The sequence below is a fragment of the Pseudomonas sp. P108 genome, assembly GCF_032613195.1.
Classification (GTDB): Bacteria; Pseudomonadota; Gammaproteobacteria; order Pseudomonadales; family Pseudomonadaceae; genus Aquipseudomonas.
The window spans coordinates 5,372,914-5,395,455 of sequence record NZ_CP126691.1; the positions used below are offsets into that span (position 1 = coordinate 5,372,914).

16 protein-coding genes are annotated in these 22,542 nt (G+C 59.2%); 6 read left to right on the top strand and 10 right to left on the bottom strand.

The genetic code is table 11. The features are described from left to right. The first annotated feature begins 169 nt into the window (after positions 1–169). Complete coding sequence (locus QOM10_RS23575) at positions 170–5,269, top strand: dermonecrotic toxin domain-containing protein (RefSeq protein WP_316917036.1); 5,100 nt, start codon at positions 170–172, stop codon at positions 5,267–5,269. Positions 5,270–5,320: 51 nt separating this feature from the next. On the opposite strand, the gene QOM10_RS23580 is transcribed toward QOM10_RS23575, so the two are convergent. The 6 genes from QOM10_RS23580 to QOM10_RS23605 form a co-directional block, all read right to left on the bottom strand. Continuing rightward, positions 5,321–6,544: a hypothetical protein gene (locus QOM10_RS23580; protein ID WP_316917037.1), complete on the bottom strand. Its 1,224-nt coding sequence runs from the start codon at positions 6,542–6,544 to the stop codon at positions 5,321–5,323. 19 nt (positions 6,545–6,563) lie between these two features. Next, positions 6,564–7,076, bottom strand: coding sequence for a CS1 type fimbrial major subunit (locus QOM10_RS23585; protein ID WP_177413880.1), 513 nt, complete (start codon positions 7,074–7,076; stop codon positions 6,564–6,566). 33 nt (positions 7,077–7,109) lie between these two features. After that, on the bottom strand, positions 7,110–7,853 hold the full coding sequence (locus QOM10_RS23590) for a molecular chaperone (protein WP_127929631.1): 744 nt from the start codon (positions 7,851–7,853) through the stop codon (positions 7,110–7,112). Positions 7,854–7,897: 44 nt separating this feature from the next. Further along, complete coding sequence (locus QOM10_RS23595; RefSeq protein WP_127929632.1) at positions 7,898–9,112, bottom strand: hypothetical protein; 1,215 nt, start codon at positions 9,110–9,112, stop codon at positions 7,898–7,900. Between the two features lie 3 nt (positions 9,113–9,115). After that, a complete protein-coding gene (locus QOM10_RS23600; protein WP_316917038.1) occupies positions 9,116–11,638 on the bottom strand; it encodes a CS1-pili formation C-terminal domain-containing protein in 2,523 nt (840 codons plus the stop codon). A gap of 123 nt (positions 11,639–11,761) precedes the next feature. Then, a complete protein-coding gene (locus QOM10_RS23605) occupies positions 11,762–12,241 on the bottom strand; it encodes a CS1 type fimbrial major subunit (protein ID WP_127929634.1) in 480 nt (159 codons plus the stop codon). 510 nt (positions 12,242–12,751) lie between these two features. On the opposite strand from QOM10_RS23605, the gene QOM10_RS23610 reads away from it, so the two are divergent. Both QOM10_RS23610 and QOM10_RS23615 read left to right on the top strand, forming a co-directional pair. Next, on the top strand, positions 12,752–13,327 hold the full coding sequence (locus QOM10_RS23610) for a PadR family transcriptional regulator (protein ID WP_127929635.1): 576 nt from the start codon (positions 12,752–12,754) through the stop codon (positions 13,325–13,327). Further along, positions 13,324–14,112 carry a siderophore-interacting protein gene (locus QOM10_RS23615; RefSeq protein ID WP_127929636.1) on the top strand — a complete coding sequence of 263 codons (789 nt, stop codon included), beginning with the start codon at positions 13,324–13,326 and terminating at the stop codon, positions 14,110–14,112. Before QOM10_RS23610 ends, QOM10_RS23615 begins: the two co-directional genes overlap by 4 nt. A gap of 102 nt (positions 14,113–14,214) precedes the next feature. Here QOM10_RS23615 and QOM10_RS23620 read toward each other — a convergent pair whose 3' ends face one another. After that, positions 14,215–14,856 carry a Pr6Pr family membrane protein gene (locus tag QOM10_RS23620; protein WP_316917039.1) on the bottom strand — a complete coding sequence of 214 codons (642 nt, stop codon included), beginning with the start codon at positions 14,854–14,856 and terminating at the stop codon, positions 14,215–14,217. Position 14,857: 1 nt separating this feature from the next. Further along, positions 14,858–15,088 carry a VF530 family DNA-binding protein gene (locus tag QOM10_RS23625; protein ID WP_007916799.1) on the bottom strand — a complete coding sequence of 77 codons (231 nt, stop codon included), beginning with the start codon at positions 15,086–15,088 and terminating at the stop codon, positions 14,858–14,860. Positions 15,089–15,388: 300 nt separating this feature from the next. Here QOM10_RS23625 and QOM10_RS23630 point away from each other — a divergent pair, with 300 nt between their 5' ends. Further along, positions 15,389–16,750, top strand: coding sequence for a carbohydrate porin (locus QOM10_RS23630; RefSeq protein WP_316917040.1), 1,362 nt, complete (start codon positions 15,389–15,391; stop codon positions 16,748–16,750). A gap of 217 nt (positions 16,751–16,967) precedes the next feature. Further along, complete coding sequence (locus QOM10_RS23635; protein WP_316917041.1) at positions 16,968–19,379, top strand: glucose/quinate/shikimate family membrane-bound PQQ-dependent dehydrogenase; 2,412 nt, start codon at positions 16,968–16,970, stop codon at positions 19,377–19,379. An 82-nt stretch (positions 19,380–19,461) separates the two neighbouring features. On the opposite strand, the gene QOM10_RS23640 is transcribed toward QOM10_RS23635, so the two are convergent. Both QOM10_RS23640 and QOM10_RS23645 read right to left on the bottom strand, forming a co-directional pair. Beyond that, positions 19,462–19,680 (bottom strand): hypothetical protein, encoded by a 219-nt coding sequence (locus tag QOM10_RS23640; protein ID WP_316917042.1) that lies wholly within the window; start codon positions 19,678–19,680, stop codon positions 19,462–19,464. Between the two features lie 644 nt (positions 19,681–20,324). Continuing rightward, on the bottom strand, positions 20,325–20,723 hold the full coding sequence (locus tag QOM10_RS23645) for a hypothetical protein (RefSeq protein WP_160041690.1): 399 nt from the start codon (positions 20,721–20,723) through the stop codon (positions 20,325–20,327). A gap of 818 nt (positions 20,724–21,541) precedes the next feature. Between QOM10_RS23645 and QOM10_RS23650 the strand changes: the two genes are divergently transcribed. After that, entirely contained in the window at positions 21,542–21,916 is a 375-nt protein-coding gene (locus QOM10_RS23650) for a DUF6124 family protein (protein ID WP_160041692.1), read from the top strand. Positions 21,917–22,542: the final 626 nt, after the last annotated feature.

Consider the following 22,542-nt stretch of genomic DNA (forward strand, 5'->3'; position numbering starts at 1 on the left):
ATCAGGGTGACGTTTTTTCTCGGCGGTGGGTGGTACTTATGTATTTTTCAGATTCGAATTTTCGTCGGGTTAGCCGCCCGCCAAGTCGTTTGCCTCCCGATCTTTGAACTTTTGTTTTGCCCTGCCGTGGGTAGGCTGATCACTCCTCAACAATCAAGGATGATTGGCCATGTCTCTCGCTCCCCTGCCTGCCGAACTCGCGGACAAAGGACGGCACTACGAATTCATCAAAGCCGCCGTCGACGACAGTTTCAAGAACGCCACCCTCGGTCGTGCCAACGCCCTGGCAGCCGCGCCACTGACGAACCCTGCCTGGTACAGCACTGCGCCCGCCGCCTACCGGAAGAAACTCGCCGCCGCCAACCTCAAGGCCTGGGGTTCGCAGAACCAGGTGGATCATCTGCTGGCGAAAACCGACCTGTATGCCTTCGCCGAACCATTGCTCAAGGCAAGAATCAAGGAGCGTCACGGCATTGAGCCGGATGTCAAAAAAACGTGGCTACGCCTGTACCTTCCCACGAACAGTGACTCCGACGGTGCCAAGACCCGCACCGTCTCGGTACTGGACGCCGCCCTGCATAATTTCGCCCGCAATGAAACGCTTGGCCATGGCTCGGACTACATCAGCGAACCCGATGAGCGCGGTTTGTTCAATGTCGTGCCGATCAAAAGCGTCATGCCCATCAACCAGTTTCAAACGCTGTGCCGGGAGCTGGACATCGGCGCGCAGTACAAAAAGCATCTAGAGAGCTACCTGCTGCCCGGCGAACCGCTGGCCGAAAGCGTTCTGCAACACAAAGTGACTCAAAGCCAGAAAGACGCTCTCGCCGTCGCGGCGCAACTGGCGCTGATCAAGGATGACGTCCCGTACGACGCCTACAAAATGGTGTTGGGTCTGGCCGAAAACAAACCGCAACTGTTACTCAATGGCCGCTCAATGCAGTGCGCGGACCTGTCGCTGCTCGGTACGCGACTGACCGGGATCCTGCTGCTGACCCATGCGCAGCCGGACAACCGCGGCATTAATCGCCTGATTGTCTACATCCCCCACGACCCCGATCATCCGCTCAAGGAATACGACTCGCTGAAAGCGTTCCGGGAAGAGTTAGCGCGCCAGTTGCGCGAAGACCGTTTCAGCGACACGACCCGACAGACCTATCGTCAGTTTTTCAGCCAGTTCGTCGATCAACAGCAGCGCGGACACTTCTTCGCTGAACTCGAACAACGCCTGTTCATCACGCGCTACCACCACCGACAGGATCCGACCGATCAGCGACCGGCATGGCGCAAGGATCCCGTGAGCAACCCCAACCTGCGATTCAGTCGGGTGAAACTGCAAGGCGATTACTGGCGCCACGCCTATCAGCAAAAACTCAACAAGATCCTCAACGACGCCCCGGAAATCGCCGTTTCCACTGCCGACGCCGACAGTAAGGCGCGCGACGCCTGGTGGGACAACTTCAAGAAAATCCTCTCGGACATCTTCAATGTCGCCCTGTTGATTGCCACGCCATTCGTTCCGGGGCTGGGCGAATTGATGCTGGCTTACACCGTCTACCAACTGACCACCGAAGTCATCGAAGGCATTGTCGATCTGGCCGAAGGTCTGTGGCAGCAAGCCGCCGATCATGTCATCGGCGTGGTGACCAGCGTTATTCAGCTGGCGGCTTTTGGTGCGGGCGCGGAAATCGCCAGTGCCTTCCAAATCAAACTGTCACCGCTGGTCGAGGGCATGAAACCGGTGCGCTTGCCCGATGGCAAACCGACGCTGTGGCACCCCGACCTCGGCCCTTATGAACACAAGAGCCTGCAACTCAATGCCGCCTCGAAACCCGACTCTCATGGCCTGCACAACCACGGCCGCGAACGCATTCTGCCGCTCGAGGGCAAGCTCTACAGTGTGGAAAAAGCCTCGACGCGTGCCGACATAAAAACCTACCGGGTCAACCATCCCGAGCGAGCCAATGCGTACAAACCGATCATTGAACACAACGAGCACGGCGCCTGGCGACATGAGGCGGAAAACCCGGCGGACTGGGAGGAGCAAGCCCTGATGCCGCGCCTGGGCCACCGCGCCGAGCGCTTCTCGCCGACGCAGCTGGAGCAGATCCGCATCAGCAGCGGCACCGGGCACGAACAGCTGCGCCGCATGCACAGCGCCAGCAGCGCACCACCACCGTTGCTGGCCGACGGTCTCAAGCGTTTTTCGGCTTACGATGACGCGAGGATTGCCAGTGCCAATATTCGCGCCGGCCGGCCGATCGCAGCCGAGTCGGACTGGTTCGAACCGATCGTCACCAGCCTGCCCGGCTGGCCGCGCCAACGGGCGATGAACGTGCTGTACGAGCATCTCGATGGCTATTCGCGCCGGTACGGCAATCCGACGGCCAGCCCGGCCGACACCCTGACGATCACCCAGTCCGAACTCAATGCCGGGCACTTGCCGGAGCGGCTGGTGAGGTTTCTGAATGACGCGCAAATGCGCGCTTTGCTGGGGCGCGAGGTGCCCTCGGCGGAGCGTGTGCAAGCGCTACGCAATGTGCTTGCCGATGCCGTCGACAAACGCCAGACGGAGGTGTCCATGCGCCTCTATCAAGCGAGCGAACGATCCAGCAAGCCTGAGGCAGGCGTCCTGCGCAAAACGTTTCCTGAACTGCCGTTGCCACTGAGTGAAAAACTTCTGGCCGAGGCCAGTGCTGCCGAGTTGCAACGCACGGTGAACGAAAAACGCCTGCCACTGCGCCTCAAGACTGAAGCACGAGAACTGGATTTTGAAGCCAGGGCCAGCCGTGCCTACGACGGTTTCTATCGCGACGATCAACTGTCTGCCGACACCGAACGGCTCGCGTTGGGGACCTTGCGCATTCACACTGACACCTTTGCCAACCTGCGCATCGAGGTACGCGACGGCACGCACGACGGGCCGTTGCGTTGCAGCGTCGGAGCGGAAGACGCCAGTACCCTCAGAAGCCTGATCAGAGATGAACACGGCCGCTACGAAGTGTTCGACGCCAACCACCGGTCGCTGCACGGCGCCGATGATTTCTATGAATCGATGCTGCATGCGGTACCGGCTGAAACGCTGTCAAGCGTGGGCTACCGGCAAGGTCAGGGCCAAGCGTTGAAATTGTGGCTGATGGAGCAGTCGGCCGCTCCCGCTGAACGCCGCAGCGTGCTGGCAGACCCGCCGATTCGCCCGGTGATCACCATCGAAACCGAAACGCTGGTACGTGGCTTGCCCCGGCCTCTCCGTGCATCGACCCGGGAGGAAAAAATCAGCGACCTGTATCCGTCAATGAACCCGAGGGAAGTGGCCTCGTTCCTTAAGGTGTTGCAGCGCCGGGGCGACCCGGATGAAGCCATCGCACGCCTGCACCAGGAGCTCAAGGAGCTGCGCAGCGAACTGGATAACTGGCGCAACAGTTTTCCTCCCGAGGTGGATCCAGAGACAGGCTACGCCGGCGTGTCATCGGACTATCTGCACAATGGCGGCGAAATGATCGAGCAACAGCTGATCGAATGCTTCCAGCGCCAAAGCACGTTTTTCGACGAGCGCAGCGTCCATCCAGAGGAAGGCTACACACTGGATTTGTCCGCCGAGCTCCAAGGCAAAAAACTCGAACCCTGGTGGAATGCGCTGCGCAAGCGCCCGAAAATGAAACAGTACTTCGATCGCATCACGGCCCTCAGCCTCGACCGGGCGCAACTTTCTGCAGATCCCAGTGCGCTGCTGAGCAGTTTCCCCAACCTTCGCCAATTGAGCGCCCGCAAGTGTGAGTTGCAGGAACTGCCTTCGATCCTCGGATTGATGCGCCCGCTGAGGGTTCTGGATCTGGCCGATAATCGAATCAGACTGAGTGCTGACTCCACGCAACAGCTCGCAGGCCTGACAGAGCTGCGAACGCTGAATCTGAACGGCAACCCTTTGACCCTGCCACCTGACGTCGGGCGTATGGAATATCTGACCGAGCTGAATCTGGCCAATACCGGCATCGAGAGCTGGCCCGAAGGCCTGTTCACGGTCAATGACCTGGACAAACAGCGGCCACGCAGTTTCATGTTGGACATGCGCGCAGCGCCCATCAAGACCTTACCCAAAGTCACTCCGGGTTCCAGTCAGGCGCACATTCTCGGTCGCGCGCGTTTCGATACCGGGCGGCTGTCCAACGAGGATCGCGTGCGCTATGGCACCTACCGCAAATCCGTAGGCATGGCGTTTGTGCAGGACTACTCAGCGGCGGCCGATGACGAGATCAGCCACTGGAAACTGTTTCCTCAGGAACAATCCCCTTTCAGCCCTTCAGCAGCGTTCAGCAAATACCGCGAAGAATCCTGGCATGACCTCATGGCCGAACCCGATTCCGGCGGTTTTTTCGCCATGATCCGCAAACTGCGAGAAAGCGCCGATTACCGCTTCGACCAGGGTCGCCGACGCTTGACTCAGCGTGTCTGGGAAATGGTCGATGCCGCAGCGCTGGACGCAAAACTGCGCGGGAAGCTGTTCAAGCAGATCGTGTCGCCGAAAGATTGCGGCGATTTCGGTGCGCAGTTGTTCAACTCGCTGGGCATGAAGGTGCTGGTGTCCAAGGCCTACGCAGAATCCACCTCAGCCGCCATGCTTGAGGACAAACTCGTGCGCCTGGCCCACAGCGCGGCGCGCTTGAATCGGGTGACCGACGAAGCGGTGTTCGAATACAAGACACAAGCAAGGCTGAACGAAGAGGACCCGCGCAATCTTGCGCCGGATGAAGTCGAAGTGCACATGGCCTACGAAACGGGGCTGGCTGAACGTCTGCAACTACCCTGGCAGACCGAAGGCATGCTGTACCGGCCTCGTTCGGGCGTGACCGACGAAAAGATCAACAACGCCTACGACAGGATCATTGCCGGTGAACGCGGCGATGGTCTGGTCAACGGCATGCTCGATCTGTATTACGGCAAGTTCTGGGAAAAGTATTTGCGCACGACTTATCCGGAGGAGATCGCACGCAATGATCTTGCGTTTCGTCCCAAGGAGGACTTGCTCGCAGAACTGAAAGAGGCAAAGGCTGAATGGGCCTTCCCGAACGAGCAAACCAATCTGCACACACTCACCGCCCGGATCGAGGACCTGGCCAGACAGCTGGGTATTCCTGACGCCCCGGAGCTGTTCGACGATGCGCCGTTGAGCGATAAACTTTATAAAGAGCTGTATGACGGTATCAGCTCGCAACGCAAGGAGTTGTTGCGGCGCTGGACCCGTGAAGCAATGGCCAGAGCCGGCCTCTGACGGCGCCGCTTGTCAACTCGGCCAGCGCCGCCGAAGGCTGGCCGGGATTGCCTAACCGGTTTCCGAATCCCAGATCACCGTGATATTGCCTTTATAGGGCCGGCCTTTGGCGTTGTTGATCAGCCAATCGGTCCAGTCTTTGCTTATTTCGAAGTGCAGTGTTCCGGGCCTGCGATCAACATAAAAACCCGGTTTAAACACCGGACTGCTGTCACGACGCAACGGGAAACGCCTAACCGCCTGACCAGCGCTGTCAGTCAAGCCGTTGGGCAAGCTGACGCTGACGTCGACGCCACCCGCGTAACCGGTCTCGCGATCCAGAATGGCACAGCCTGTCCCCGTGCCCAGTTCATGTTCGCACTCAAGCTTCATGGTGAACTGCGACGACGCGGAGATATGGAAAAGCTGATCGCGGTAAAGCCGCACCGGTTTGCGCCCGCTCTCCAGCCAGCTGCGCCAGCCGCCCTGAGGCTCCAGCACGATGTGGTTACCCCCGGGCGGAATATCCACTTTCAGGGTGTGCTGAACGTCCAGCACGAAGTCCAGAGTAAGGTTGCTGTCGTCGGCCTGCATCAATGACCCCATGTCGAAATCGCCGCCGGGCCCGAGGGTGTAAGTCAATGAGCCGACATAGCGACCGGAGGCCATGCCCAGTGGATTGGGCGTGAGCAGTTCGTAGGCGAAGTCCAGCGTATCGAAAGACATCGATGGAATGTGGTACGCCGGGATCTTCGCGCACATGGCATCAAACGGGGTTTTCCAGAAGAAGCGGAAGGTTTCCGGACCATGTTCGGCAACGCCGCTGTAGGTGCAAGGACGGGCAACACCATTCACCCAACTGTCCGTGGTCCACAGCCTGCCATGCGCTTCAAGCGGGGTGCTGCCGCCTGCCAGGCGCATTGCCGGATGGCTCAGCACATAATTGGAGCCGAGCCCGGTGATGCGCACCGCGAGCGTTTCCGTGGCTTGCGTCTGCGTATGGGTCACGGTCAGCTGGCTCCAGCGGACGGGGGCCTTGACTCCGACCGAGTCGCCGATGCCGACGTAGCGAGTCGAAGTGAAACGCGCCGGTACGCGAATACTGAACATGCGGAAGTTGGCGCACTCGGTCGGATGTGTCTGGCAATAACCGCTGTTTGGCGTCTGGTTAACGAACGCGTTGTTGTTCGGTTTGGACGAATCGGGCTGAAACAACGCCCGGATCTCCTGATTCAGTGCCAGCGCCTCGGGGACGTTCATTATCAGCAGGCACAGCAGCAAGGTGATTTTCTTCATGATTCAACTCGCCTGACGGTCACGGTTCTGACTCCCCGGCTGGCGCGGCGGCACTGAACATCAGCAACACATTGCCGCTGTAATCACCCGAACGATAGCCGCCCTGCGGCTCGATCGGCTCGATTTTCAACGCCACGCGCTTGCCGCCGGCAGCCTCCTCCTTCGAGACCACTTGCTGAGGAACAATGTGTGAACTGAGCACGACGTCATTGAACGTGACCCGCAGCATGATCACCTCATTCGGCCGGCCATTTTCCAGATAGGGCTCAAAGAGCAGGCGTGCATCGATGGCGCTGCTGTCATGGCGCACGTCAAAGTTTTTCTCCAGGCTGCCGAGGGTTGCCTTGGGGTAATCCCAGAACAGCTGTTGCGGCCGGTGAATCCAGTCCGGCTCGGCGGGAATGACATAAAAGGGCCGGCTGGGAATGGTCAGGGACACCTCGAAGGTGTGCTCTTCCCGGGCCGCCCACGCCAGCGCGCCGGTCAGCCCGGTGGCGACCATCAGCGCGGCGACGGTGCATTGCTTGATCATGTTGATTACCCGATGCGTCAATGGAAACAGACCCTAGCGACTCGCGATCTTCACGTTTTTTTTGTCGCTGCCTTCGATCAGGAAGAAGCGGTATTCGCGGCCCTTTTCCTTATCGAAAGCGAACGTCTTGCCCGCCAGCACATGGTGCTTGGTGGTCGCACCGCAGTCGGATTCCTTGCTCAGCGAGCAGCTTTTGAACTCGTCGACGACGATCACCGTATTGCCGTTGTTGCGCAGTTCGTAGCGGCTGGCGCTGTCATTGATCAGCGTGTCGAAACGCGCGTCTTTTGGCCGCACGAAAAAGATCGTGCCAAACCCGGTCATCACGTTGACCCCGGCCGACAGGGAGTTTTTATAGTCCTCGCGCTCCTCGTTGCTGACCACGAATTCGTCTTCCTTCTCCGGCACCACCGGCACGAAGCGCACGCGAAAATAGCGCTCGCGATCACGCTCGCCCATGTACAGCAGACGCGTGCCCTGCATGCCCTGCGCCGGCACGATCAGCCGCGCGGGACTGGCCATCAGGCCATTGCGCGAGGCACCGTCGGCCGCGTTTTGCACAGCAATTTCCTGCGAAGTACCGTCGGCGCCGTAGACGATTTCCAGCACGTTGACCTTGACGAACGCGGTGGCATCGCCGCTATTGAAGACACGTTTGAGGTAGGTACTTTTATCGGCGTCGAGATAGTCGTACACGGTGCCGACATTGATCTGCGGACCGGCCTGGGCGGTCAGACAAAACACGCTGAGCACGCCCAGCAGAAAACCACGGTTCATCGTTTTCAACTCCCTGAAATTTGAGTAAGGCCTCGCTCGGACGGTCATACGTCCGAGTCCCAGATAATGGTGATGTTGCCGCGCAGCCGGTCGGTCTTGCCGGGCCGCAGAAGAAAATCGATAGCGAAGGGGGTCATTTCGAACAGCAGCGAACCTGGCTTGCGGTCGACATAGATACCGGGCTGGTAGGGTCCCGCCCAATGGTTGAAACTCAGAGGCGACCGGGTGACATTGCCACCGCCTGGGCCGCTGATGCCTGGCGGTAACGTCAGGAAGACTTCGACCTCAGTGGAATCGCCCTTCGGGCTCCCCAACTTGCATGCCGTTCCGCCAGTGGAATTGCACAACATCAATACCTTGAAGCGCGATGACGCCGAGATATAGAACGGTTGATCGCGAAAAATCCGCGTTGGTTTGCGACCACTGTCCATCCAGCGCGCCCACCCGCCTTCAGGTTCCAGAGAGACGTTGTTGCCACCGGGCGGCAGGTCGATCTTGAGGGTGTGCTGTACGTCGAGGACGAAGTCGAGGGTCAGGTTGCCGTCGTCCGGTTGAAACGCAGCTCCCATATCGAAATCGCCACCGGGGCCCATGATGTAAGAGAGCGATCCGGTATAGAGACCGCTGGTCATACCCAGCGGATTAGGCGTTTTCAGCTCATAGGCGAAATCGATCTTGTCGTAGTACATCGATGGGATGGTGAACGCAGCAGTCTTGGTGCAAGACGCCTGAACGGGGGTATGCCAGAAAAAACGATACGTGGAAGGGGAATAGCCTGCCAGGCCACTACCGAGGCAAGGCGCCGGTGCATAAAGCCAACCGGAGCCGGACGTCCAGAGAATGTCATGGCCTGTGGGAGCGGGCACACCCGTCAACTTTTCCACCGAATCGCTCAAGACAAATCTGGAGCCGATGCCGGTGATGCGTACCTCGACGACCTCGGTTTCCTGAGTATCCTGGTTGGTGACCGTCAACCGCCGCCAGTCCGCAGGAACTCGCAGCGAGACATCATCACCGCGCGCGAGCTCGCGAGTTGAACTGTAACGAATGGGCAACTCGATGCTGAACATGTTGTTGGCCGCACATTGCGGGGGAAAGTTCACGCAATACCCGCTATTGGGCGTCTGGTTAACGAACAGGTTCTTGGACGGCTGCGCAGGGTCGGGCTGAAATAACGCGCGGATCTCCTGATTCACCGCCTGCGCCGGGAACACACTCAGCGCCATCGCCAGCCCGCACCCCGTTGTAATGATCTTCATGGCTCAACCCGCCTTCTGTTCAGTGGACGTGACATCGGCCAGGGTGTCCGGCGTACAGCGCAGGTCACCGATCATCAGCACGTTGTTTTCACTGCGATGGTCGGCCTCGTTGAGGCGGAACTGGCACAGCAACTGATTGCCCTGACGGACTTCCAGAGTCGGCGAGCCGGCGTTCATTTCCATCGAAAAGAACCCGTCGACCTCGGTCACGCCACGGCTGGCGTGGTTGATCACGTGATGCCCCTTGAGCGGCTGCCCCTGCGCATCGACCAGGCGGCCGAGTACGGTCAGGGTTTTCATCACGCGGACCTTGCGATACTCCACGCCGCCCTTGTTCAGGTGATAACGCGTGCGCGCCGGCTCGATCGTCGCCGCTGGCACGTTGTTGCCCTCGAAATCGAAACTCACCGAGCTGTTCTGGTAGGCGGTGATCGGTATGAAATTGCGCCCCGGCTTCAATGCCGCGCCGCCGCCGCTGTAATCATCGGCACGCAGCGCGATGTCCTCGATGTCCGACTCGACGTCGACAATCATCCCGGCGCCACGCACTTCGCTCTGGCTGGTCATGAGCATCTGCTGCCCCCCCACCACCAGCGTGCTGTCGACGTTGAGGCCGCCGGTGAAATTGCCGTTGTACGAGGAGCGCTGAACGAAGGCGTCGCCGTTGACCGCATCGGTGCGGAAATTGGCCAGGCTGGACATGCCCACGCCATAGGTGTCGGTGAGCGCAGTGACCGAAACGCTTTGCAGCACGTGATCCTTGAGATCCTTGCGCCAGCCGAGGGAGGCGTTGTTATCGCGCGCGCCGTCCCGGGCAGTGCGCGAGCCGATACTGCCGGTAATCTGCTCGCCGGGTGCACCGAGTGCCATGTTGATGCTCAGATCGACGCCGCGATTGCGCGCATCGCCACTGCTGTAACTGCCCGGCCGATCGAACAGCGACAAGCGCCAACTGGCATCGCTGCCCAGCACCACCGTGCGCTGCGTCCAGCCCAGATCCACGCCCATGCCTTCGACATTGCCCTCGCTGTGCGAGACCCGTGCGTTGACCGAACTCTTGCTGCTGATGCGATGGTTAAGCGCCAGCGACGAATTGCTGGCCTGGCCGATAAACACATTGCGCGGCCGCACGCGGGTACCGTCGGGTAACGTGTCGTAGGTATTGGTGGTGTCGAGCCAACTGCGGTTGTGGCTGACGACGATACTGCCGGCGCCATAGTTGTAGAGGCTTTGCAGATCGAGACCGGTGCCGTAATCCTCGGTCTTGTAGACGTTGGCGTAGAGGCTGACGTGATTGGCCAGGGTCCAGTCGATGGACGTGCCGTATTGCAGTTTTTCACGGATCTGCCGCGCCGACAGGCCAAGGATCACCCGTGGGTGCAGCAGATAGTTGACCGCCGCGCCCGCCGTCGGCTTGCCGCTGGCCTGGGTATCCCAGTTGCTCAGCAGTTTCTGTTCTTCGCCGGCGAATACGTTGTAGCGCCAGCGCTCGTCGAGGTTGCGCCAGTTGTTGGGCTTGTACACCAGCTCCTGGGTTGTCGACGTGATCTGGCCGTCTTCGATCAGACGCACTTCCACTTCATAGATACCGCCGGGCAGCGGCCGGGTGTCGAGGGTCTGCAACCCGGCCGGCACCGATTGCGTGTTGATCAGCAGGCCGTCGCGCCAGATCTCCACCGAACCCTGACGGTTGGCAGTGACATAGATCGGATAAACGCTGGGCATCGGGCTATTGATGGCCAGGCTGTCGGAGCTGCCATACATCACACCGACAGCGGTGTCGGGGCTGCTGCCGAACGTACGTGGCTGGCGCGTCAACCCTTCGGAATTGGGGGTGAAATAACCCAGACGGAAAAAACTGCCTTGCAGTTCGCGCTGGGTATGAAGCTCATGGACGGCGTGGTAGAGCTTGTCGTCCGGACCGCCGAGACGGGCCATTTGCAGATTGAGTGTCTGGCTCCAGTTGCCCAGGCTTGAGCTGGCCTCAAGACCGAAACGTCCACCGAGGTCCTGATCCTGACCGCCATTGATATTGAGCTGATTGCGCACCATCAGGCCGCTGCTGCCGCCATCGGGCTGCTCGTAATAGCGCTTGGCAGCTACATCGCGTTCAGCGTTTTCGGTGACGAGCGACACCAGCGAATTTTCCAGGTTGTAGTGCACCGCCAGAAACTGGTCCGGGCAGGAACCGCTGCACGCGCCCAAGGGCACGCCGGGTTTCAGATAGCTCGCCCATTTTTCCCGCTCGGCGGGGCCGAAACGGTTTTCGCTGGTATCGGTGAATTCCAGCAGGGTGATGCGATCATCACGGGACAACACCACCATGGCCTCACCCAGTGGTTGCTGATCGACTTCAACCCGTACCGCCAGCGGCACATCAAAGAAATGCTCCTCGAAATCCGCCGGCAAACCCTTGGCCTGCGCCAGCAGACTGCGGGGTGTGGTACCGGTGGAGTTGGAAGCCACAGCTGCGCTGGCACAAAACAACAGCGCAAGCGCAGCCGCGATGGGTGTCATCGGGAACATGAACGCGTACTCGGATAACAAACAATGGAAGTCCGTCGAGGCAAACAAAGCGTCAGCCCCGACGGTCAAGCGTCAACATTGAAGTTGGGCTTAGTGCCTGATCGATCGATCAAGTGACGGCTGTTATGGCGTCACGGCGTCGAAGATCATCGCCACGGCTCCGGTGTAATCACCTGGCTGGAAGTTGCTGCCCACGGCGCTGATGTTCAGCGGCGCACGGTAGTTGACGTCGGACTCGGCTTCACCCACGACCATTTGCGGAGTCAGGGTCAGTTCCTTGTTGTTGAACAGCACGCGCAGGTCGATAGAAGTACTGCCCGAGACCAGTTTTGGCAGGCTCTCCAGGCTGGCGTGTACCGAGCCATTATTGTTGCGCACATCGAAGAAGCCATTGACGTCGCGCATTTTGCCGGTGGTCGGCTGATAGCTCATGTCCTGGTCCTTGTTGACCAGATCCGGATCGGTCGGCACGACATAGAAACCGTTGGTCGGCACATGCGCGACAAGGCTGATCGAGTGCGACGCTTCACCGGCGGCGAATGCGCCAGTGGAACCCAGTGCCAGAAGAGCCAGTGGAGCGGCGATTGCGAATTTCTTGAACATCGTTATGTACCTGTTTTCTTGATAGGGGGATGAGCATTGAAAGTTCAAGACAAACACTGGCCGAATCGCTGCCCGGCTTGTTTCAGGTCAACTTGAACTTTCAATGCCGGAGCATCATCGGCTGTTAACTCTGGGAAGTAAGCAGGCAACTTCCGACAACCTCGTAGTTAAACAACCCCATGACCCGCAAGAAAAAAGAACAAAAAAACAATATTCGAAACAGTGACTGTAAGTTCCACCCTACAGACAGTTTAAGTTAAAAAACCATACAGCAACTTCGCCCTGCCAGCACGGCTCGCCTAGTGCAATTTAGAACATATGCTCTACAAAGAATAGAGTGATGACTTTAACTTTCAGGTTATTGCGCGCGCCGTTCGCCGGCAAAATCATCGCTTGCCTGGATGGCAGGTTGCCGCTCGTCAGCCCGGATCACGGCTCGGGGAAAAAAATCTTGCACCCGCCTTAAGATATATCTTAAGTTGTATCTAAACACGACGAGAGAAGACTGAAATGAGAGACCATCATTCCCCCCACCGCGAACACGGCGACGGCCGTGACGGCTTTGAGAAGCGCCCCGGACGTGAGCGCGGCGGCCGTGGCCCACGGGTATTCGCCCCCGGTGACCTGAAATTGCTGCTGCTCGCGCTGGTCGCCGAGCAGCCATGCCACGGCTACGACCTGATCCGCCAGATCGAAGGCATGTTCGACGGCGCGTATAGCCCAAGCCCCGGCGTGATCTACCCGACCCTGACCTTTCTCGAAGAGAGCGAACTGATCACCGGCGACGCCGAGGGCGGCAAAAAACGCTACAGCGTCACCGAGGCCGGTCGTTTGTCTTTGAGCGAACAAGCCGTTGCCCTCGACGGCGTGCGCATGCGCATCGATGTGAGCAAACGCTCCCTGCGCGGCCATGATCGGCCGCCGGAAATCCACGAGGCGGTGCACAACCTGCGCCATGCTTTGCAAATGCACCACGGCCGCTGGAGCGCGGCAGAAATCCTGCGTGTGCGTGACCTGCTCAACGACACCGCCAAAGCCATCGTCGACGGCCCTGCCGTTCAACCTGTTTCGGAGAAAAGCGAATGACTGCAGTCGATACCCAAACCATTCACCGCGTGATGCACGAAATCAAACGCCGCAAGCTTGAGGTGTTGCGCGTGGTCGACCTGACGCCACGCATGCGCCGCATCACCCTTGGCGGGCCGGAACTGGCCGGGTTTATCAGTCTGGGCACTGACGATCACGTCAAGCTGTTGTTCCCGCAGAACGCCGAGCAGGTGGCCGCACTCGAAACGATGGTGCTTGGCGCCGGCAAGGACGATGGGCCGAAGCCCGAAATGCGCGACTACACCCCGCGTCGTTACGACCTCGATGCGCTGGAACTGGACATCGATTTTGTTCTGCACGGTGACGGCCCTGCGTCGACCTGGGCCGAGCAAGCCAAACCGGGGCAATTCCTGCACATCGGCGGCCCGCGCGGTTCGATGATCGTGCCGGACATTTTCGACAGCTACTTGCTGATCGGCGATGAAACCGCCCTGCCCGCCATCGCCCGCCGCCTCGAAGGCCTGGCGGCCAATCGCAAGGCGCTGGTGGTGATCGAAGTGGAGAACGGCGCCGAGCAGCAAGTGCTGGAGAGTCCGGCGCAGGTCAATGTGATCTGGGTGTTGCGCGAAGGCAGCAAGGACAACCTGCTGGCGACGGTGAAGCAATTGCAGGTGCCCAAGGGCAATCTGTATGCGTGGGTCGCGACCGAAACGAAAGTCTCACGGCAGATTCGCCGGGTACTGATCGATGAGCATGGGCTCGATGAGCAACTGATCAAAGCGGTCGGCTACTGGCGCGCCGAAGGCACTCCTGAAGAAGAGTGATATCCCTTGTAGGAGTGAGCCTGCTCGCGATAGCGGAGTGTCAGTCAATAAATTTGTAACTGTTCCACCGCCATCGCGAGCAGGCTCACTCCTACAAGTGCTTTAACTTCGTGCAAATCTCCAGCGGTCGAGACCAATGACCACCAAGCCAATCCCCACAAACCCCAGCAATATCCCCCCGGCATTGGCCAGCACCTGTGGATAACCCAACACCGCCACGTCAATAAACGGATATGCATACGCGCCGAGCAAATGCCCGCGCAGCAAGGCGTAGATGAAATACACCAGCGGATAAATCAGCCACACCGGCAGATGCCACCAGCGCAAAGTGCCCTTGGGTACGCACGCCCACCAATAGCCCAGAAACAGCAGCGGCATCACGTCGTGCAGCAGTTCATCGGCGACAAATTGCCAACCTTCGGGATGCCACAAATGCCGCAGCAAAATGCTGTAGGCCAGTCCGACCACAGCAATGCTCACGGCAATCCCACTGCTGACCCACGGCTGCAAAAACCAGCGGCGCGCAGCGGATTCGCGCGCAGTCACGACACAGGTCAGCACCGTCGCCACCAGCGTATTGGTCAGAATCGTGAAGTAACTGAAAAAACTCACCAACCCGCCCAACAGGCTGGCGCCGACACTCAAGCGTGCGAAGAAAATCAGGTACAACTGAATGCCCAACCCCGCCCAGCCCAGTACGGCTGCGCAGGTGATCAGGCGACGACGCCAACAACCGGCGTCCATGTCAGAGCGGTCGCTTGGTGCGCATCAACTTAACGTACAGACGCTCGACCTTTTCCCGCGCCCACGGGGTTTTGCGCAGAAACGTGAGGCTCGACTTGATGCTCGGGTCGCTCTTGAAGCAGCGAATATCGATGCGCTCGGCCAGCCCCGACCATTCGTAATGGCTCACCAGCGCATTGAGGATCTGTTCGAGGGTCACGCCGTGCAGCGGATCGGGGGTTTGTTCGTTCATGCCAGGCCTTTGGGCGAAGTGAAAATGCAGAAGCCGCGCACCTTAGCCGAGGGGGTGATCGGGTGGAAGGCCTACCTTCAAATGTAGGCCAACCTGAAAAGATCGCAGGCATCCAACCGGCCGACAATGCGCCCGTTTGCCGCACTGTTACCGAATCCGAAACGCTGCATGTTCACAAAAGGCCTTTGTCTTTTTGTAACAGATCATTATCCTGCCGCCCTTCAGCTGAATCGCTTCACTGCCTGCGACTTATTGAAGCACTCAGCTCGCACCCCGAAAACACCAAAAAAAGACTTATCCATGCCCGATTTTTCCTTCTCCCGAGACAGCGCTATCTCAATCCTGCGCACCCTTGGCGGCTGCACCGCTCTTGGCCTCGCCACTTGCGCTCAAGCGGCGCCCGCGTTCGACAGTGAATCACCGTACATGCTCGGTGACTGGAACGGCACGCGCACCGAACTCTCGGAAAAAGGCTACGACTTCAAACTCGATTACACCGGTGAAATGGGCAGCAACCTGCACGGTGGCTACGACCATGACCGCACCGCGCGTTACAGCGATCAGTTCGGCCTCGGCACCCACCTCGACCTGCAAAAGATCCTCGGCTGGGACGACGCCGAGTTTCAACTGACCATCACCAAACGCAGCGGCAACAACATCAGCAACGACCGCATCAACGATCCGCGCGTTGGCGGTTTCACCTCGGCCCAGGAAGTCTGGGGCCGTGGCCAGACCACACGCCTGACGCAGATGTGGTACCAGCAGAAATTCTTCGATCAGAAACTCGACATCAAGGTCGGCCGTTTCGGCGAAGGCGAAGACTTCAACAGCTTCCCGTGCGACTTCCAGAACCTCGCGTTCTGCGGTTCGCAGGTCGGCAACTGGGTCGGCGGCATCTGGTACAACTGGCCGGTCAGCCAATGGGCGCTGCGCGTCAAATATCACCTGACCCCGGAGCTGTACGCACAGGTCGGCGCCTACGAGCAGAACCCGTCGAACCTCGATCGCGGCAACGGCTTCAAACTCAGCGGCAGCGGCACCCAGGGCGCGATCCTGCCGATCGAACTGGTGTGGACGCCGAAGCTCAACGGCCTGCCGGGCGAATACCGCGCGGGTTACTACTACAGCAACGCCAAGGCCAGCGACGTCTATAAAGACAGCCACGGCCAACCGGCGGCTCTCAGCGGCGAAGCCTACCGCAGCGCGTCGAGCAAACACGGCGTGTGGCTGGGTATTCAGCAGCAAATCACCAGCGTCGCCAGCGATAACAGTCGCGGCTTGAGCGTGTTCGCCAACGGCACGATGCACGACAAGAAAACCAACGCGATCGACAACTACGTGCAGGCCGGCATCACCTACAAAGGCCCGTTCGACGCGCGCGCCAAGGATGACATCGGTTTCGCCCTCGCCCGCGTGCACGTCAACCCGGCCTTCCGCAAAAACGCCGAAGCGAGCAACCGTGCCAATGCGGTCTACGACTATGACGATCCGTCCTTCCTGCCGCCGCAAGACACCGAATACAGCGCCGAGCTGTATTACGGCGTGCATATAACGAACTGGCTGACCGTACGCCCGAACCTGCAATACATCCGCCACCCCGGTGGCGTGAACAACGTAGACGACGCCCTGATCGGCGGGATCAAGATCCAGTCCTCGTTCTAGAAAACCGCTGAGATCCAATGTGGGAGCGAGCCTGCTCGCGAAAGCAATTTCAACTTCACCAACGAAGTCGTCTGACACACCGCTTTCGCGAGCAGGCTCGCTCCCACAGGAAATTTCGTTAGCTAGACAAGTTTTTATCTGAACCATGCCTGTGCCAAATCGTCATCTAAAGTGACTACAGCGCGGGACTACATAAAACGTCACGGAGAATCACACTATGAGCACCGAAAGTGCTTCGAGTCGGGGCCGTTTGCTACCGAGCCTGCTCGGCATTCTGCTTCTACTGATGGGCCTGGCCATGTTGGCCGGTGGGGTCAAGCTGAGCATGCTCGGCGGCTCGCTGTACTACCTGCTGGCCGGTATCGGCATCGCGCTGTCCGGCATTCTGATGCTGATGCGCCGTCGCGCGGCGCTGGGCCTGTACGCCATCGTTCTGTTCGCCAGCACCGTCTGGGCGCTGTGGGAAGTCGGTCTGGACTGGTGGCAACTGGTGCCACGTCTGGCCCTGTGGTTCGTCCTCGGCTTCGTGATGTTGCTGCCGTGGTTCCGTCGTCCGCTGCTGCTTGACGGCCCGGCGCCGATGGGCACTGGCGGTCTGACCGTCGCCGTGGTGCTGGCCGGCGTTACCGCTCTGGCCAGCCTGTTCACCCACCCGGGCGAAACCTTCGGCGAACTGGGCCGCGACACTGCGGACACCACCAGCACCGCGCCAGCCATGCCCGATGGCGACTGGCAGGCTTATGGCCGCACCGAGTTCGGTGACCGTTACTCGCCGCTGAAGCAGATCACCCCGGCCAACGTCGGCAAGCTGCAAGAAGCCTGGCGCATCCAGACCGGCGACCTGCCGACCGCCGATGACCCGGTCGAGCTGACCAACGAAAACACCCCGCTGAAAGCCAACGGCATGATCTACGCCTGCACCGCGCACAGCAAAGTGCTCGCGCTGGATCCGGACACCGGTAAAGAACTGTGGCGCTTCGACCCACAGATCAAGAGCCCGGTCGGCTTCAAAGGCTTCGCGCACATGACCTGCCGTGGCGTGTCGTACTACGACGAAGCCGCGTACGCGAAAACTGAAAACGCAGCTTCGGCGGTGATTTCCGAAGCCGGCAAAGCCGTTGCTCAGGCCTGCCCGCGTCGTCTGTACCTGCCAACTGCTGATGCCCGTCTGATCGCCCTGAACGCCGACACCGGCAAGATCTGCGAAGGCTTCGGCAACAAAGGCGTGGTTGATCTGACCCAAGGCATCGGCCCGTTCACCGCTGGCGGCTACTACTCCACCTCGCCAGCGGCGATTACCCGTGATCTGGTGATCATGGGCGGTCACGTGACCGACAACGAATCGACCAACGAGCCATCGGGCGTGATCCGCGCCTTCGACGTGCGCGACGGTCACCTCGTATGGAACTGGGACAGCGACAAGCCAGACGCCACCGAGCCATTGGCACCGGGCGAAACCTACAGCCGCAACTCGGCCAACATGTGGTCGCTGGCCAGCGTCGACGAAAAACTCGGCATGGTCTACCTGCCACTGGGCAACCAGACCCCAGACCAGTGGGGCGCTGACCGCACCCCGGGCGCCGAGAAATTCAGCGCCGGCGTCGTAGCCCTCGACCTGGCCACCGGTAAAGTGCGCTGGAACTACCAGTTCACCCACCACGACCTGTGGGACATGGACGTTGGCAGCCAGCCAACCCTGCTCGACATGAAAACCGCCGACGGCGTGAAACCGGCGCTGATCGCCCCGACCAAACAGGGCAGCCTGTACGTCCTCGACCGTCGTGACGGCACACCGATCATCCCGATCAAGGAAATCCCGGTACCGCAAGGCGCCGTGAAAGGCGACCACACTGCACCGACCCAGGCCCGTTCGGACCTCAACCTGCTGGCCCCGGAACTCACCGAAAAAGCCATGTGGGGCGCGAGCCCGTTCGACCAGATGCTGTGCCGCATCCAGTTCAAGGAACTGCGTTATGAAGGCCAGTACACCCCGCCGTCGGAACAGGGCAGCCTGATCTACCCGGGTAACGTCGGCGTGTTCAACTGGGGCGGCGTCTCGGTCGATCCGGTTCGCCAAATGCTGTTCACCAGCCCGAACTACATGGCCTTCGTGTCGAAAATGGTGCCACGCGAGCAAGTCGCCGCCGGCAGCAAACGCGAAAGCGAAACCGCTGGCGTGCAACCAAACACCGGCGCGCCATACGCGGTGATCATGCACCCGTTCATGTCGCCATTCGGCGTACCGTGCCAGGCCCCGGCCTGGGGCTACGTCGCCGGTATCGACCTGACCACCAGCAAAGTCGTGTGGAAACGCAAGAACGGCACCAGCCGCGACAGCTCGCCAATCCCGATCGGCTTCACCTTGGGCGTCCCAAGCATGGGCGGCTCGATGGTGACTGCTGGCGGCGTCGGCTTCCTCAGCGGCACCCTCGACCAGTACCTGCGTGCGTACGACGTGAACAGCGGTAAAGAGTTGTGGAAATCGCGTCTGCCAGCAGGTGGCCAAGCGACTCCGATGACCTACACCGGCAAGGACGGCAAGCAATACGTGCTGCTGGTTGTCGGCGGTCACGGTTCGCTGGGCACCAAAATGGGTGACTACGTGATTGCGTACAAACTGCCGGAATAAGTTTTAGCGGCGGTAAATGAAAAGGCGATGTCTCGTGAGGGACATCGCCTTTTTTTTAACCAATCCACTGCCTGCATACGCTCTACCTGAGCAGATGTAACGGAGGTATTGATAATGATCTGGCCTCTTGCGATTGGCGCTCTAACTTGAGATCGATTTCCCGCTGGGCGGCTATCAGTGTCGGGAAAAAACCACCCAGCAAGCCCCAGGGATAAACAAGCTGATAACGCGTGGTATGCGGCAGGTTTTCGAGGTGTTCGCGAATACCCCATCCTTTGTACTTTATGTCTTCACCGGTCATGAGTTCATCTCCTTGAATTCACAGATTGCGCCAACGGCCAAAACGAAGAGCGCCCTTGAAGCATGGGCGTTCCAGGAAAATTGTCTACTGTCAGAAATCACAGGTTTTGCAACGTTTTCGAAGTAACTCCCAGCATGATCAGGAATAAGTGGGCAATACCGTGACGAGGAACGCCCCCTTGTCCGTTCCTACACGAAGAATTGTTCCTCCTACAGGTGTGGGTGATCGTGAGGAGATTTCCGACAAGTCGCGTCGGTTGTGCCTCGGAAATCGGCTGGATAGGCTCGGGGGGTCGCTGCAAATTAAGCGAACGGGCGTCGCGGCCCGAGCAGTTCATTCGATTCGATGCTTAATCGCCGGCCCAAACCGGAGCGCTCAGGTGCTTGTTGTCTGGTTTGATGGTGGCTGTGCGCGAGATACCTTCGGGTATGCCGAGATTGCCGAATGGCTCGGTCCGCGAACCCGCGTACAGCTGCCACCCTCCGTCGCGTCGCGGTGATTGAGAGTGATAGCCCCACTTATCATTCGGAGTTTCACTATGAAAAAGCCAAATGATGCGCCGTGCGCGTGCGGGTTCTGTCCCTGGGTTGTCCCACCCGCCCCGCGCACGACCTCCTCGCCAAAGAGCGGGAGAGGCATTGATGTCATTCGTTACGCAGATCAAAGCGCCCGAGAATGTCGAAGCTGCCGAATACCGGATCCTTGACAACTGCATGGAAAGACATCTTGAAGTGCTGAGCCTGCGCATCAAAATCGATAGTGAACGTACCGTCCTTGGCTACAGCCTTTTCAATGTCATGGCCTGATCGGCCTATATATGACATCTGTTCAACGGTTGATTGCTGGTTTGATGGACCGTGTTTCACATGAAAGTACAGAGTTCTGAAGACCGTGGTATCCGGGCCCTCCTCTAACCCGGAGCAGTGATAATACTCGCCATCGAAAAAGACACTGACCCGGTTAGGGACAAAGTCAGGGCGTCCCTGAATCTTGGCCGTAAATGTGCCGGTAGTACTGGAATTTACAACCTTCTCGATTGCCATATTCAGTTCCATTAAATTTCGAAGTTGAAGGACAATCATGTCGGGGAATCGACCAATACATAACTGTCAGACTTGACAGGTCTTCAGATCAAATAGAGTTAATGGCGCGAAACGTTATAGCCGAGCTGCCGAAGACTGCTCCTGCAGAAGATGTGAGTCCACCTGAGAGAAATGGGTTGGCAGTCAGGGTGCCATTGTTGGCAAGCCCGCAATGACCAAGTCAGCCAATAGGCCGAGTGTCAGCCCGCCTCGCTTTTTGGTCTGGCACCAAGATGGGTGACTACGTGATTGCGTACAAACTGCCGGAATAAGCCTTTCAAAGGCGATGTCTCGTGAGGGACATCGCCTTTTTTGTGCACGCCAGTTTTTGAATACACCGCAGATCACCTGTGGGAGCTAGCCTGCTAGCGATTGCGGTCTGGCATTCAACATCTCTGTTTACTGACAGGGCCCCATCGCTAGCAGGCTAGCTCCCACAGGTTGAAAAGTGTTGGTCTGTGGGAAATGTGCTTGTCCTACAGACGCTGGTGATTGCGCGGAGTTTTCCGACAAGTCGCGTCGGTTGTGCCTCGGAAATAGGCTGGATAGGCTCGGGGGGTCGCTGCAAATTCAGCGATGGGGCGTCGCGGCCCGACTTCTGGGGCATAATTGCCGCCGCTTAACAGCAGCACCCCGAGTGCTTGTTTTATGGTGGCTGTACGCGGGATACCTTCGGGTATGCCGAATGCTCAGGTCGGTCCGCGAACCCGCGTACAGCTGCCACCCTCTTTTTGCGTCGCGGCAATCAGAGGAAAGGCCCAATTCCTGAGGAGTAACAGATGAAAAAGCCGACACCCAATCCACCCGAAACCGAAGACACCACCCCCTACGAATTCCCCGGCTCGAAGAAATTCCACGAAGCCGCCGAACGCGCCCTCGACCACTACCTCAAACCCAACGCGTTAACCCTGCGCTTCCACAAACCCAGCACCATGTTCCAGGTGGCCCCCGAGCAGGACAGCGAAAGCCTGCTGGTCCACGCCTGCGAATCCCTGGCCCAAGCCAGCCTGATGACCAGCGACATCGCCGCCTACATTGACCTGCCGCAAAGGCGCACGATTCTGGCGATACAGCAAATCATCATGCTCGCCGAACTGGCGGTGAACCGCGTGCTGGATAACCACGAAATATCCCAACCTCCGCCACACAGCTAAAAGCCCCTCACCCTAGCCCTCTCCCGGAGGGAGAGGGGACTGACCGAGTTCTCAGGGAGGGATACGCCGACGTGCAATAACGCGTTGAACTCATGCTTTGAAAAGCACACAAATCGGCCCCCTCTCCCTCCGGGAGAGGGCTGGGGTGAGGGCAAACCCACCACAAACCCAAAGCCGAATACCCGTGCTTTTCACCACTCAATAGGCCGAGTGTCAGCTCGCCTGCTCTTGATCTTGATCTTGATCTTGATCCAAGGGCGACGTCGGAAGGCTGAGTGGAGGGATTGATCCGGGCGTGGGAGCGCAGCGACCGTTTGGCGCAGCCAAACACAGCGAGAGGAGGTGCAGCGAAGCAAACCGTAGACGCTGCGCCCGGATCGATCCCGCAGCGAAGGAACCCCGAGCCCCAGCGAGCGGGCCGCACGTAGGAGCAAGCGTTTTTTTGCTTACTTTTTTGAGGCGTTTGTCAAAAAAGTGAGTCGCCGTAAGGGCGAAACCGCCAGCCGCAGCACCCGAAGCAACGGATATACCCCCAAAACCCCAAGAACCTGGTCGGCCCAAAGGCCGCCAAGTCAAAAGCGTGAACCCTGTCAAAACCCTGAACACACAAGCAGAAACATCCCCTC

Excerpts from the sequence above, each read along its gene's own strand:
- QOM10_RS23625 (WP_007916799.1), bottom strand. The coding sequence starts at position 15,088 with ATGAACGAACAAACCCCCGATCCGCTGCACGGCGTGACCCTCGAACAG.
- QOM10_RS23620 (WP_316917039.1), bottom strand. The coding sequence starts at position 14,856 with ATGGACGCCGGTTGTTGGCGTCGTCGCCTGATCACCTGCGCAGCCGTA.
- QOM10_RS23610 (WP_127929635.1), top strand. The coding sequence starts at position 12,752 with ATGAGAGACCATCATTCCCCCCACCGCGAACACGGCGACGGCCGTGAC.
- QOM10_RS23605 (WP_127929634.1), bottom strand. The coding sequence starts at position 12,241 with ATGTTCAAGAAATTCGCAATCGCCGCTCCACTGGCTCTTCTGGCACTG.
- QOM10_RS23615 (WP_127929636.1), top strand. The coding sequence starts at position 13,324 with ATGACTGCAGTCGATACCCAAACCATTCACCGCGTGATGCACGAAATC.
- QOM10_RS23630 (WP_316917040.1), top strand. The coding sequence starts at position 15,389 with ATGCCCGATTTTTCCTTCTCCCGAGACAGCGCTATCTCAATCCTGCGC.
- QOM10_RS23640 (WP_316917042.1), bottom strand. The coding sequence starts at position 19,680 with ATGACCGGTGAAGACATAAAGTACAAAGGATGGGGTATTCGCGAACAC.
- QOM10_RS23575 (WP_316917036.1), top strand. The coding sequence starts at position 170 with ATGTCTCTCGCTCCCCTGCCTGCCGAACTCGCGGACAAAGGACGGCAC.
- QOM10_RS23600 (WP_316917038.1), bottom strand. The coding sequence starts at position 11,638 with ATGTTCCCGATGACACCCATCGCGGCTGCGCTTGCGCTGTTGTTTTGT.
- QOM10_RS23590 (WP_127929631.1), bottom strand. The coding sequence starts at position 7,853 with ATGAACCGTGGTTTTCTGCTGGGCGTGCTCAGCGTGTTTTGTCTGACC.
- QOM10_RS23645 (WP_160041690.1), bottom strand. The coding sequence starts at position 20,723 with ATGGCAATCGAGAAGGTTGTAAATTCCAGTACTACCGGCACATTTACG.
- QOM10_RS23635 (WP_316917041.1), top strand. The coding sequence starts at position 16,968 with ATGAGCACCGAAAGTGCTTCGAGTCGGGGCCGTTTGCTACCGAGCCTG.
- QOM10_RS23580 (WP_316917037.1), bottom strand. The coding sequence starts at position 6,544 with ATGAAGAAAATCACCTTGCTGCTGTGCCTGCTGATAATGAACGTCCCC.
- QOM10_RS23585 (WP_177413880.1), bottom strand. The coding sequence starts at position 7,076 with ATGATCAAGCAATGCACCGTCGCCGCGCTGATGGTCGCCACCGGGCTG.
- QOM10_RS23595 (WP_127929632.1), bottom strand. The coding sequence starts at position 9,112 with ATGAAGATCATTACAACGGGGTGCGGGCTGGCGATGGCGCTGAGTGTG.
- QOM10_RS23650 (WP_160041692.1), top strand. The coding sequence starts at position 21,542 with ATGAAAAAGCCGACACCCAATCCACCCGAAACCGAAGACACCACCCCC.